This window comes from Streptomyces sp. NPDC050842 (genome assembly GCF_044456565.1).
Classification (GTDB): Bacteria; Actinomycetota; Actinomycetes; order Streptomycetales; family Streptomycetaceae; genus Streptomyces.
On the sequence record NZ_JBITGA010000012.1, the window covers coordinates 209,091 to 222,022 of the forward strand.

11 protein-coding genes are annotated in these 12,932 nt (G+C 70.4%); all 11 read left to right on the plus strand.

Annotation, left to right across the window (positions count from 1 at the left end; genetic code table 11):
• Positions 1-2 precede the first annotated feature (2 nt).
• The 11 genes from ACIBG6_RS33780 to metK all read left to right on the plus strand — a co-directional run bounded on the left by ACIBG6_RS33780 (position 3) and on the right by metK (position 12,851).
• Positions 3-1,289: a dihydroorotase gene (locus ACIBG6_RS33780; protein ID WP_399226517.1), complete on the plus strand. Its 1,287-nt coding sequence runs from the start codon at positions 3-5 to the stop codon at positions 1,287-1,289.
• Entirely contained in the window at positions 1,286-1,861 is a 576-nt protein-coding gene (locus ACIBG6_RS33785; RefSeq protein WP_399226518.1) for a hypothetical protein, read from the plus strand. Before ACIBG6_RS33780 ends, ACIBG6_RS33785 begins: the two co-directional genes overlap by 4 nt.
• Complete coding sequence (gene carA, locus ACIBG6_RS33790) at positions 1,858-3,006, plus strand: glutamine-hydrolyzing carbamoyl-phosphate synthase small subunit (protein ID WP_399226519.1); 1,149 nt, start codon at positions 1,858-1,860, stop codon at positions 3,004-3,006. Before ACIBG6_RS33785 ends, carA begins: the two co-directional genes overlap by 4 nt.
• Positions 2,999-6,307, plus strand: a complete 3,309-nt coding sequence (gene carB / locus ACIBG6_RS33795) for a carbamoyl-phosphate synthase large subunit (protein ID WP_399226520.1) — start codon at positions 2,999-3,001, stop codon at positions 6,305-6,307. Before carA ends, carB begins: the two co-directional genes overlap by 8 nt.
• Before the next feature lie 75 nt (positions 6,308-6,382).
• Complete coding sequence (locus ACIBG6_RS33800; RefSeq protein WP_399226521.1) at positions 6,383-7,492, plus strand: quinone-dependent dihydroorotate dehydrogenase; 1,110 nt, start codon at positions 6,383-6,385, stop codon at positions 7,490-7,492.
• Positions 7,493-7,545: 53 nt separating this feature from the next.
• A complete protein-coding gene (pyrF, locus tag ACIBG6_RS33805; protein WP_399226613.1) occupies positions 7,546-8,376 on the plus strand; it encodes an orotidine-5'-phosphate decarboxylase in 831 nt (276 codons plus the stop codon).
• Between the two features lie 364 nt (positions 8,377-8,740).
• Positions 8,741-9,064 carry an integration host factor gene (locus ACIBG6_RS33810; RefSeq protein WP_030204477.1) on the plus strand — a complete coding sequence of 108 codons (324 nt, stop codon included), beginning with the start codon at positions 8,741-8,743 and terminating at the stop codon, positions 9,062-9,064.
• Between the two features lie 49 nt (positions 9,065-9,113).
• Positions 9,114-9,701 carry a guanylate kinase gene (gene gmk / locus ACIBG6_RS33815; protein WP_399226522.1) on the plus strand — a complete coding sequence of 196 codons (588 nt, stop codon included), beginning with the start codon at positions 9,114-9,116 and terminating at the stop codon, positions 9,699-9,701.
• A gap of 64 nt (positions 9,702-9,765) precedes the next feature.
• Positions 9,766-10,038, plus strand: coding sequence for a DNA-directed RNA polymerase subunit omega (gene rpoZ, locus ACIBG6_RS33820; RefSeq protein ID WP_017242218.1), 273 nt, complete (start codon positions 9,766-9,768; stop codon positions 10,036-10,038).
• A gap of 95 nt (positions 10,039-10,133) precedes the next feature.
• Positions 10,134-11,345, plus strand: coding sequence for a bifunctional phosphopantothenoylcysteine decarboxylase/phosphopantothenate--cysteine ligase CoaBC (gene coaBC, locus ACIBG6_RS33825; protein ID WP_399226523.1), 1,212 nt, complete (start codon positions 10,134-10,136; stop codon positions 11,343-11,345).
• 297 nt (positions 11,346-11,642) lie between these two features.
• Positions 11,643-12,851 (plus strand): methionine adenosyltransferase, encoded by a 1,209-nt coding sequence (gene metK, locus ACIBG6_RS33830; protein ID WP_399226524.1) that lies wholly within the window; start codon positions 11,643-11,645, stop codon positions 12,849-12,851.
• Positions 12,852-12,932 lie beyond the last annotated feature (81 nt).

Sequence of the window (12,932 nt, forward strand, 5' to 3'; positions counted from 1 at the left end):
TCATGAGCAAGATCCTTATCCGTGGTGCGCAGGTGCTCGGCGGCGAGGCCCAGGACGTCCTGATCGACGGCGAGACCATCGCCGAGGTCGGCACGGGCCTGTCGGCCGAGGGCGCGACGGTCATCGAGGCCGAGGGGCAGATCCTGCTGCCCGGCCTGGTCGACCTCCACACCCACCTGCGCGAGCCCGGCCGCGAGGACTCCGAGACCGTCCTCACCGGCACCCGCGCCGCCGCCTCCGGCGGCTACACCGCCGTCTTCGCCATGGCCAACACCCACCCGGTCGCCGACACCGCCGGTGTCGTCGAGCAGGTCTACCGGCTCGGCAAGGAGTCCGGCTACTGCGACGTCCAGCCCATCGGCGCCGTCACCGTGGGCCTGGAGGGCAGGAAGCTCGCCGAGCTCGGCGCCATGCACGACTCCGCCGCCGGCGTCACCGTCTTCTCCGACGACGGCAAGTGCGTCGACGACGCCGTGATCATGCGCCGCGCCCTGGAGTACGTGAAGGCCTTCGGCGGCGTCGTCGCCCAGCACGCCCAGGAGCCCCGCCTCACCGAGGGCGCCCAGATGAACGAGGGCATCGTCTCCGCCGAGCTCGGTCTCGGCGGCTGGCCGGCCGTCGCCGAGGAGTCGATCATCGCGCGCGACGTCCTCCTCGCCGAGCACGTCGGCTCCCGCGTCCACATCTGCCACCTCTCCACCGCCGGCTCCGTCGAGATCGTCCGCTGGGCCAAGTCCCGCGGCATCGACGTCACCGCCGAGGTCACCCCGCACCACCTCCTCCTCACGGACGAGCTGGTCCGCTCGTACAACCCCGTCTACAAGGTCAACCCGCCGCTGCGCACCGAGAAGGACGTCCTCGCGCTGCGCGAGGCGCTGGCCGACGGCACGATCGACATCGTCGCCACCGACCACGCCCCGCACCCGCACGAGGACAAGGACTGCGAGTGGGCCGCGGCCGCCATGGGCATGGTCGGCCTGGAGACCGCCCTCTCCGTCGTCCAGCAGACGATGGTCGAGACCGGCCTCCTCGACTGGGCCGGCGTCGCCGACCGCATGTCCTTCGCCCCGGCCCGCATCGGACAGGCCAAGGGCCACGGACGACCCGTCTCGGCTGGTGAGCCCGCGAACCTGACGCTGGTCGATCCGGCTTACCGTGGTGTCGTGGACCCCGCGGACTTCGCCTCCCGCAGCCGTAACACCCCCTACGAGGGCCGTGAGCTGCCGGGACGCGTCACCCACACCATCCTGCGGGGCCGGGCAACGGTCGTGGACGGGAAGCTGGCGTGACACCACTCATCGCAATCGCCGCAGAGGCAGCGGATCAGAAGTCGGCGGAAGTGACCGACTGGGCCGGACGGATCGGCTGGGTCGCCGGACTGCTGCTCTTCGTCGTCCTCGTCTACTGGCTGATGCGCCAGGGCTGGAAGTGGCGCGGCAGCCTCCAGTCGGACCTGCCCGAACCGCCCACCGCGCCGGAGGCTCCCGGAGCGGCGAAACTGACTCTCAGCGGGCGCTACCACGGGTCCACGACCGCCGGGCAGTGGCTCGACCGGATCGTCGCCCACGGCCTCGGCACCCGCAGCCGCGTCGAGCTCACGCTCACCGACGCCGGAATCACGGTCGTACGCCCCGGGGCGAACGACTTCTTCATCCCGACGGACGCCCTGCGCGAGGCCCGCCTCGACAAGGGCATCGCCGGCAAGGTCCTCGCCGAGGGCGGCCTGCTGATCGTCACCTGGGCCCACGGCGAGAAGCTGCTCGACTCCGGCTTCCGCTCCGACCGGGCGGCCGAGCACACCGCCTGGGTCGAGGCCCTCAACTCCATGAACCACACCACGACGGAAGGCATCGCACGATGACGACCTCCACAAGGGGAGCCGCCAAGGCTCCCGCCGTACTCGTCCTGGAGGACGGCCGCATCTTCCGCGGCCGCGCCTACGGGGCCGTGGGGGAGACCTTCGGCGAGGCCGTGTTCTCCACCGGCATGACCGGCTACCAGGAGACCCTCACCGACCCGTCGTACCACCGCCAGGTCGTCGTCATGACGGCCCCGCACGTCGGCAACACCGGCGTCAACGACGAGGACCCCGAGTCCGGCCGCATCTGGGTCTCCGGCTACGTCGTCCGCGACCCCGCCCGCGTCTCCTCCAACTGGCGCGCCCAGCGCTCGCTGGACGAGGAGCTGGAGCGCCAGGGCGTCGTCGGCATCTCCGGCATCGACACCCGCGCCCTCACCCGCCACCTGCGCGAGCGCGGCGCCATGCGCGTCGGCATCTTCTCCGGCGACGCCTGGACCGGCATCCGCGACGAGGCCCTCCTCGCGAAGGTCCAGGAGCAGCCCCAGATGAAGGGCGCGAACCTCTCCGCCGAGGTCGCCACCAAGGAGACGTACGTCGTCCCCGCGATCGGCACGAAGAAGTTCACCGTCGCGGCCGTCGACCTCGGCATCAAGGGCATGACCCCGCACCGGATGGCCGAGCGCGGCATCGAGGTCCACGTGCTGCCCGCCACCGCCACCGCCGAGGACATCTACGCGGTGAACCCGGACGGCGTCTTCTTCTCCAACGGCCCGGGCGACCCGGCCACCGCCGACGGCCCCGTCGCCGTCATGCGCGCCGTCCTGGAGCGCAAGACCCCGCTCTTCGGCATCTGCTTCGGCAACCAGATCCTCGGACGCGCCCTCGGCTTCGGCACCTACAAGCTGAAGTACGGCCACCGCGGCATCAACCAGCCGGTCCAGGACCGCACCACGGGCAAGGTCGAGGTCACCGCGCACAACCACGGCTTCGCCGTCGACGCGCCCCTCGACAAGGTCTCCGACACGCCCTACGGGCGCGCCGAGGTCTCCCACGTGTGCCTGAACGACCAGGTCGTGGAGGGTCTCCGGCTGCTCGACCAGCCTGCCTTCTCCGTCCAGTACCACCCCGAGGCGGCCGCGGGCCCGCACGACGCCGCGTACCTCTTCGACCGTTTCGTAGCCCTCATGGAGGCCGAGCGTGCCTAAGCGCACCGATATCCAGTCCGTCCTGGTCATCGGCTCCGGCCCGATCGTCATCGGACAGGCCGCCGAGTTCGACTACTCCGGCACCCAGGCCTGCCGCATCCTCAAGGCCGAGGGCCTGCGGGTCATCCTGGTCAACTCCAACCCGGCCACGATCATGACCGACCCGGAGATCGCCGACGCCACGTACGTCGAGCCGATCACCCCCGAGTTCGTCGAGAAGATCATCGCCAAGGAGCGCCCCGACGCCCTCCTGCCCACCCTCGGCGGCCAGACCGCGCTCAACACCGCGATCTCCATGCACGAGCAGGGCGTCCTGGAGAAGTACGGCGTCGAGCTCATCGGCGCCAACGTCGAGGCCATCAACAAGGGCGAGGACCGCGACCTCTTCAAGGGCGTCGTCGAGGCCGTCAAGGCCAAGATCGGCTACGGCGAGTCCGCCCGCTCGGTCATCTGCCACACCATGGACGACGTGATCCAGGGCGTCGACACGCTCGGCGGGTACCCCGTCGTCGTCCGCCCCTCCTTCACCATGGGCGGCGCCGGCTCCGGCTTCGCGCACGACGAGGAAGAGCTCCGCCGCATCGCCGGCCAGGGCCTCACGCTCTCCCCGACCACCGAGGTGCTCCTGGAGGAGTCCATCCTCGGCTGGAAGGAGTACGAGCTGGAGCTGATGCGCGACAAGAACGACAACGTCGTGGTGGTCTGCTCCATCGAGAACTTCGACCCGATGGGCGTCCACACCGGTGACTCGATCACCGTCGCCCCGGCGATGACGCTCACCGACCGCGAGTACCAGCGGCTGCGCGACATCGGCATCGCGATCATCCGCGAGGTCGGCGTCGACACCGGCGGCTGCAACATCCAGTTCGCGATCGACCCGGTCGACGGCCGGATCATCGTCATCGAGATGAACCCGCGCGTCTCCCGCTCCTCGGCGCTCGCCTCCAAGGCGACCGGCTTCCCGATCGCCAAGATCGCGGCCCGCCTCGCAGTCGGCTACACGCTGGACGAGATCCCGAACGACATCACGGAGAAGACCCCGGCGTCCTTCGAGCCCTCGCTCGACTACGTCGTCGTCAAGGCCCCGCGCTTCGCCTTCGAGAAGTTCCCCTCCGCCGACTCCACGCTGACCACGACCATGAAGTCGGTCGGCGAGGCCATGGCGATCGGCCGCAACTTCACCGAGGCGCTCCAGAAGGCGCTGCGCTCCCTGGAGAAGAAGGGCTCGCAGTTCACCTTCGTCGGCGAGCCCGGCGACAAGGACGAGCTCCTGAGCGCGTCGGTCCGCCCGACCGACGGCCGCATCAACACCGTGATGCAGGCCATCCGCGCCGGCGCCACCCCGCAGGAGGTCTTCGACGCCACGAAGATCGACCCGTGGTTCGTCGACCAGCTCTTCCTGATCAAGGAGATCGCCGACGAGCTGACCGCCGCCGAGAAGCTCGACCCCGAGATCCTCGCCGAGGCCAAGCGCCACGGCTTCTCCGACGCCCAGATCGCCGAGATCCGCGGCCTGCGCGAGGACGTCGTCCGCGAGGTCCGGCACGCGCTCGGCGTCCGCCCGGTCTACAAGACGGTCGACACCTGCGCCGCCGAGTTCGCCGCCAAGACCCCGTACTTCTACTCCTCGTACGACGAGGAGAGCGAGGTCGCGCCGCGCACCAAGCCCGCCGTGATCATCCTGGGCTCCGGCCCGAACCGCATCGGCCAGGGCATCGAGTTCGACTACTCCTGCGTCCACGCCTCCTTCGCGCTCAGCGACGCCGGCTACGAGACCGTGATGGTCAACTGCAACCCGGAGACCGTCTCGACGGACTACGACACCTCCGACCGCCTGTACTTCGAGCCGCTGACGCTCGAGGACGTGCTGGAGATCGTCCACGCCGAGACCCTCGCGGGACCCGTCGCCGGTGTCGTCGTCCAGCTCGGCGGCCAGACCCCGCTGGGTCTGTCGCAGGCGCTCAAGGACAACGGCGTGCCGGTCGTCGGCACCCCGCCGGAGGCCATCCACGCCGCAGAGGACCGCGGCGCCTTCGGCCGGGTCCTCGCCGAGGCCGGCCTCCCCGCCCCGAAGCACGGCACCGCGACCACCTTCGCCGGCGCCAAGGCCATCGCCGACGAGATCGGCTACCCCGTCCTCGTACGCCCGTCGTACGTGCTCGGCGGCCGCGGCATGGAGATCGTGTACGACGAGACCCGCCTCGAGTCGTACATCGCCGAGTCCACCGAGATCAGCCCCACCCGGCCGGTCCTGGTCGACCGCTTCCTCGACGACGCCATCGAGATCGACGTCGACGCGCTCTACGACGGCGAGGAGCTCTACCTCGGCGGCGTCATGGAGCACATCGAGGAAGCCGGCATCCACTCCGGCGACTCGGCCTGCGCCCTGCCCCCGATCACCCTCGGCGGCTTCGACATCAAGCGCCTGCGCATCTCCACCGAGGCGATCGCCAAGGGCGTCGGCGTCCGCGGCCTGATCAACATCCAGTTCGCCATGGCCGGCGACATCCTCTACGTCCTGGAGGCGAACCCCCGCGCCTCCCGGACCGTCCCCTTCACCTCGAAGGCGACCGCCGTCCCGCTCGCGAAGGCCGCCGCCCGCATCTCGCTGGGCGCCACCATCGCCGAGCTGCGCGAAGAGGGCCTGCTGCCGAAGAACGGCGACGGCGGCACCCTGCCGATCGACGCGCCGATCTCCGTCAAGGAGGCCGTCATGCCGTGGTCGCGCTTCCGCGACATCCACGGCCGCGGCGTCGACACCGTCCTCGGCCCGGAGATGCGCTCCACCGGCGAGGTCATGGGCATCGACGCGGTCTTCGGCACGGCGTACGCCAAGTCGCAGGCCGGTGCCTACGGCCCGCTGCCCACCAAGGGCCGCGCGTTCATCTCCGTCGCCAACCGCGACAAGCGCTCGATGATCTTCCCGGCGCGCGAGCTCGTCGCCCACGGCTTCGAACTGCTCGCCACCTCCGGCACCGCCGAGGTCCTCAAGCGCAACGGCATCAATGCCACGATCGTGCGCAAGCTCAGCGAGGGCGAGGGCCCGAACGGCGAGAAGACCGTCGTCCAGCTGATCCACGACGGCCAGGTCGACCTGATCGTCAACACCCCGTACGGCACCGGCGGCCGCCTCGACGGCTACGAGATCCGTACGGCCGCGGTGGCGCGCGGCGTCCCGTGCCTCACCACGGTCCAGGCGCTCGCCGCGGCCGTCCAGGGCATCGACGCGCTCAACCACGGCGACGTCGGCGTCCGCTCGCTCCAGGAACACGCGGAGCATCTGACCGCGGCCCGCGACTAGCAGCCCGTACGAAGCAGGGGGACACCGGAAACACCGCGGTGTCCCCCTCTTCATGAGCACACCTGGATCTCCCGCATGTACAAGTTCTTCTTCCACCTGGTCTTCAAGCGCATGGACCCCGAGGAGGCCCACCACCTGGCCTTCCGCTGGATCCGCCTCGCCGCGCGCGTCCCCGTTCTCCGGACCTTCGTCGCCGCCGTCCTGGCGCCCCGGTACAAGGAGCTGCGCACCGAGGCCCTCGGCCTCCGCATGCACGGCCCCTTCGGTCTCGCCGCCGGATTCGACAAGAACGCCGTCGCCATCGACGGCATGGCGATGCTCGGCTTCGACCACGTCGAGATCGGCACGGTCACCGGCGAGGCCCAGCCCGGCAACCCCAAGAAGCGCCTCTTCCGGCTGGTCCCGGACCGCGCCCTGATCAACCGCATGGGCTTCAACAACGAGGGCTCCGCCGCCGTCGCCGACCGCCTCCACGCGCGCGTGCCGGTGTTCAAGACCGTCGTGGGCGTCAACATCGGCAAGACCAAGGTCGTCCCGGAGGCCGAGGCCGCCGCCGACTACGTGAAGTCCACCGAGCGCCTCGCCGCGCACGCCGACTACCTCGTCGTGAACGTCTCCTCGCCGAACACCCCCGGGCTGCGCAACCTCCAGGCCACCGAGTCGCTGCGCCCGCTGCTCACGGCGGTACGGGAAGCGGCGGACCGCGCGGTCACCGACCGCCGGGTCCCCCTCCTCGTCAAGATCGCCCCCGACCTCGCCGACGAGGACGTCGACGCGGTCGCCGACCTCGCCCTGGAGCTCGGCCTCGACGGCATCATCGCCACCAACACCACCATTGCCCGCGAGGGCCTCGGACTGACGTCCGACCCGGCCCTGGTCGAGGAGACCGGCGGCCTGTCCGGCGCGCCCGTCAAGGAGCGCTCCCTGGCCGTCCTGCGCCGCCTCCACGCGCGCGTGGGGGACCGGCTCGTCCTGGTGGGCGTCGGCGGCATCGAGAACGCCGAGGACGCCTGGCAGCGCATCCTCGCCGGAGCCACCCTGATCCAGGGCTACAGCGCCTTCATCTACGAGGGCCCGTTCTACGCCCGCGCGATCCACAAGGGCCTCGCCGCGCGCCTCGCCGCCTCTCCGTACGCCACCCTCGCCGAAGCCGTCGGCGCCGACTCCCGAAAGGCCGCCAAGTGACCGCCCTCCCGTCGCCCGACCACCGCCCCTCATCGACGCCCGTCGGGCGGCCCCTGACATTCGGCACCCGCCTGCGCTCCGCCATGGACGAGCGCGGCCCGCTCTGCGTCGGCATCGACCCGCACGCCGCCCTGCTCGACTCCTGGGGCCTGACCGACGACATCGCCGGTCTGGAGCGCTTCACCTTCACGGTCGTCGAGGCGCTCGCCGGCACCGTCGCCGTCTTCAAGCCGCAGGCCGCCTTCTTCGAGCGCTTCGGCTCGCGGGGCATCGCCGTCCTGGAGCGCGCCGTCGCCGACGTGCGCGCCGCGGGCGGCCTGGTCGTCATGGACGCCAAGCGCGGCGACATCGGTTCCACGATGGCCGCGTACGCGGAGGCGTTCCTGCACAAGGACTCGCCGCTCTTCTCCGACGCGCTCACCGTCTCCCCGTACCTCGGCTACGGCTCCCTGAAGCCGGCCGTGGACCTGGCCCGGGAGTCCGGCGCCGGTCTCTTCGTCCTGGCGCTCACCTCGAACCCGGAGGGCTCGGAGGTCCAGCGGGCCGTCCGCGAGGACGGGCGCACCATCGGCGCGACCATGCTGGCGCACCTCGCCGAGGAGAACGCGGGGGAGACCCCCATGGGCTCCTTCGGCGCGGTCGTCGGCGCCACGCTCGGCGACCTGTCCTCGTTCGACCTGGACATCAACGGCCCGCTCCTCGCGCCCGGCATCGGGGCCCAGGGCGCGACCCCGGCCGACCTCCCCGCCGTCTTCGGCGCGGCCGTCCGCAACGTCGTCCCGAACGTCAGTCGGGGTGTTCTCCGTCACGGTCCGGACGTGTCCGCCCTGCGGGCCTCGGCGGACCGGTACGCGGACGAGATCCGCGCGGCCGTCGACGCGTGAGCGCGTTTCCGCCGGGCTCGCGGTCAATCCGCAGGTCGGAGCGGATCGGCCCACAGGATCGGCCGTGAATCGGCCGTGAGCCGGCCGTGAATCGGTCCGGCGAGAGGAACCGTCTCACCAGCCGTCTCGCCACTTGACGAAAACTTGGCTCAAAACCGGGTCGTTATGCCGGAAAAGTCCTGGTCGGTCGATGCTGACCAGGACTTTTCCGCTGTTCTCGCTGACTGGAGCGGCCTCGGCCGCTAGTCTCCGGGGCAGAGCAGGCGTTCAACGGCCACGCCGTCGGACGTTGCTCCACTGGTGTGGGGCGCTGGGTTCCTCACCGGTCCGTATCCGACAGATCGACATCCGAGGTGACGTAGGCGTGGCTCTTCCGCCCCTTACCCCTGAACAGCGCGCAGCCGCGCTCGAAAAGGCCGCCGCGGCTCGCCGGGAGCGGGCCGAGGTCAAGAATCGACTCAAGCACTCCGGCGCCTCGCTCCACGAGGTCATCAAGACCGGGCAGGAGAACGACGTCATCGGCAAGATGAAGGTCTCCGCTCTGCTCGAGTCCCTGCCCGGCGTGGGCAAGGTCCGCGCCAAGCAGATCATGGAGCGCCTCGGCATCTCCGAGAGCCGCCGAGTCCGTGGTCTCGGCTCCAACCAGATCGCCTCCCTGGAGCGCGAGTTCGGCAGCACCGGCGCCTGATCCGGGACACGCGTCCCGGGCACACCGGTAAAGCTGGAATAATCGCTGCATGGCAGCAGAGGTACGTCCGCGGCTGACCGTGCTCTCCGGCCCCTCAGGGGTCGGCAAGAGCACGGTCGTCGCTCATATGCGCAAGGTCCACCCCGAGGTCTGGCTCTCGGTGTCGGCCACGACACGGAAGCCCCGCCCCGGCGAGAAGCACGGCGTCCACTATTTCTTCGTCACGGACGACGAGTTCGACAAGCTGATCGCCAATGGTGAACTCCTCGAATGGGCCGAGTTCGCGGGCAACCGCTACGGCACCCCGCGTGGCGCGGTGCTCGACCGCCTCGACTCGGGAGAGCCCGTACTCCTCGAGATCGACCTCCAGGGCGCCCGTCAGGTCAAGGACTCGATGCCCGAGTCCCAGCTGGTCTTCCTGGCCCCGCCGAGCTGGGACGAGCTGGTCCGCCGGCTCACCGGCCGCGGCACCGAGTCGCCCGAGGTCATCGAGCGCCGGCTGGCGGCCGCGAAGGTCGAGCTGGCCGCCGAATCGGAGTTCGACACCACGCTCGTCAATACCTCAGTCGAGGACGTCGCCCGCGAGCTGCTAACGTTGATGCTGCTGTCTTCTGGGGACCCGGACATCAGTGGCTGACGCCACAGGCCCCCAGAACCCACAGTGTCTGTCTGATCTTTTTTCCATCTTCGGAAGGTAGAGCGTGTCCTCTTCGATGACTGCGCCCGAGGGCATTATCAACCCGCCGATCGACGAGCTGCTCGAGGCAACCGACTCGAAGTACAGCCTCGTGATCTACGCGGCCAAGCGCGCGCGTCAGATCAACGCGTACTACTCCCAGCTCGGCGAGGGCCTGCTGGAGTACGTGGGTCCGCTCGTCGACACCCACGTCCACGAGAAGCCGCTCTCGATCGCCCTGCGGGAGATCAACGCGGGTCTGCTGACGTCCGAGGCCATCGAGGGCCCGGCGCAGTAAGCACGTAACGTTCGTCACCGAAGGCCCGGCGGAAAACCGCCGGGCCTTTGGTGTCTCATGGAGTCGTAGGCATCCGAGTGCGGGGAGTGGCAGTGGTGACGAAGCCGAAGGTCGTTCTGGGCGTCAGTGGCGGCATCGCCGCCTACAAGGCGTGCGAGCTGCTGCGCCGGCTCACCGAGTCGGGCCACGACGTGCGCGTCGTGCCCACCGACTCCGCCCTCCACTTCGTCGGCGCGGCGACCTGGTCCGCGCTCTCCGGACACCCCGTCTCGACCGAGGTGTGGGAGTCGGTCCACGAGGTGCCGCACGTACGGATCGGCCAGGGCGCCGACCTCGTCGTCGTCGCCCCCGCCACCGCCGACATGCTCGCCAAGGCCGCCCACGGCCTCGCCGACGACCTCCTCACCAACACGCTGCTCACCGCTCGCTGTCCGGTCGTCTTCGCCCCGGCGATGCACACCGAGATGTGGGAGCACCCGGCCACCCAGGAGAACGTGGCCACGCTGCGCCGCCGCGGCGCCGTCGTCATCGAGCCCGCCGTCGGCCGCCTGACCGGCGTCGACACCGGCAAGGGACGGCTGCCGGACCCCGCCGAGATCTTCGAGGTCTGCCGGCGGATCGTCGCGCGCGGCGTCACCGCCCCCGACCTCGCCGGTCGTCACGTCGTGGTCAGCGCGGGCGGCACCCGTGAGCCCCTCGACCCCGTCCGCTACCTGGGCAACCGCTCCTCCGGCAAGCAGGGGTACGCCCTCGCCAGGGCGGCCGCCGCGCGCGGCGCCCGGGTCACGCTCGTCGAGGCCAATACCGGCATCCCCGACCCCGCCGGGGTCGACGTGGTCCACGTCGGCGCCGCCCTCCAGCTCCGCGAGGCCGTCCTCAAGGCCGCGGGGGACGCCGACGCCGTGGTGATGGCCGCCGCCGTCGCCGACTTCCGCCCGGCCGTCTACGCCTCGGGGAAGATCAAGAAGAAGGACGACGGGGGAGCGCCCACCATCGAACTCGTCCGCAACCCCGACATCCTCGCCGAGCTCTCCGCCGACCGCGCCCTGCCGGGTCAGGTCGTCGTCGGCTTCGCCGCCGAGACCGACGACGTCCTCGCCAACGGACGCGAGAAGCTCCGCCGCAAGGGCTGCGACCTGCTCGTCGTCAACGAGGTGGGGGAGCGCAAGACCTTCGGCTCCGAGGAGAACGAGGCCGTCGTGCTCGCGGCGGACGGCGCCGAGACCCCCGTGCCGTACGGGCCGAAGGAAGCGCTCGCCGAGACGGTCTGGGACCTGGTCCTGCCGCTTCTGCGTCCCACCGCCTGAGGGGCCTCGCGGGGGATCGGACGCGCCCGGGCTTGGCGCGGTGTCACCCTGCGGAGGCGTTCCGCAGGGTGAGAAACGCCGACTCGCGAGTGATTCCCGAGTGATTTACGCCCCACCGGAAGGGGCTCTCCCGCCGGGCCGGGCGCCGGTTCCGGTCACCGCCGACCATTCGCCAGGCGAGACACCTGGTCCATTGCCCGACCACGACCGATAGACTGTTCGTGGAACGTCGCGGGGCGCAGCCCCCTGCCGGTCCGTCACGAGTAGCCAGCAGCCGCTGCAACCCCAGGGAGCGTTGTGTCCCGTCGTCTGTTCACCTCGGAGTCCGTCACCGAGGGTCACCCCGACAAGATCGCTGACCAGATCAGCGACACCATCCTCGACGCACTGCTGCGAGAGGACCCCACCTCGCGCGTCGCCGTCGAGACGCTGATCACCACCGGCCTGGTACACGTCGCCGGTGAGGTGACCACCAAGGCGTGGGCGGACATCCCCACCCTCGTCCGGAACAAGATCCTCGAGATCGGTTACGACTCCTCGAAGAAGGGCTTCGACGGCGCCTCCTGCGGCGTGTCGGTGTCCATCGGATCGCAGTCCCCGGACATCGCGCAGGGTGTCGACACCGCGTACGAGAAGCGGGTCGAGGGCGACGAGGACGAGCTCGACAAGCAGGGCGCCGGCGACCAGGGCCTGATGTTCGGCTACGCCTCGGACGAGACCCCCGAGCTGATGCCGCTGCCGATCCACATCGCGCACCGGCTCTCCCGCCGCCTCACCGAGGTCCGCAAGAACGGGACCATCCCGTACCTGCGCCCCGACGGCAAGACCCAGGTCACCATCGAGTACGACGGCGACAAGGCCATCCGCCTCGACACGGTCGTCGTCTCCTCGCAGCACGCCTCCGACATCGACCTCGAGTCGCTGCTCGCCCCCGACATCCGCGAGTTCGTCGTGGAGCACGTGCTCGCGCAGCTCGTCGAGGACGGCATCAAGCTCGACACCGACGGCTACCGCCTCCTGGTGAACCCGACCGGGCGTTTCGAGATCGGCGGCCCGATGGGCGACGCCGGCCTCACCGGCCGCAAGATCATCATCGACACGTACGGTGGCATGGCCCGGCACGGCGGCGGTGCCTTCTCCGGCAAGGACCCGTCGAAGGTCGACCGCTCCGCCGCGTACGCGATGCGCTGGGTCGCGAAGAACGTCGTCGCCGCGGGCCTGGCCTCGCGCTGCGAGGTCCAGGTCGCGTACGCGATCGGCAAGGCCGAGCCCGTCGGCCTCTTCGTCGAGACCTTCGGCACGAACACGGTCGACACCGAGAAGATCGAGAACGCCATCGGCGAGGTCTTCGACCTGCGCCCGGCCGCGATCATCCGCGACCTCGACCTGCTCCGCCCGATCTACTCGCAGACCGCCGCCTACGGCCACTTCGGCCGCGAGCTGCCGGACTTCACCTGGGAGCGCACGGACCGCGTGGACGCCCTGAAGAAGGCCGCAGGCCTGTAATTCCCGGAGTCCCGGAGTGTGAGAGCTCCCGGAACTCCCGGCTGCACGTGACGGAAGCCCGGTACCCCTTGGGGTGCCGGG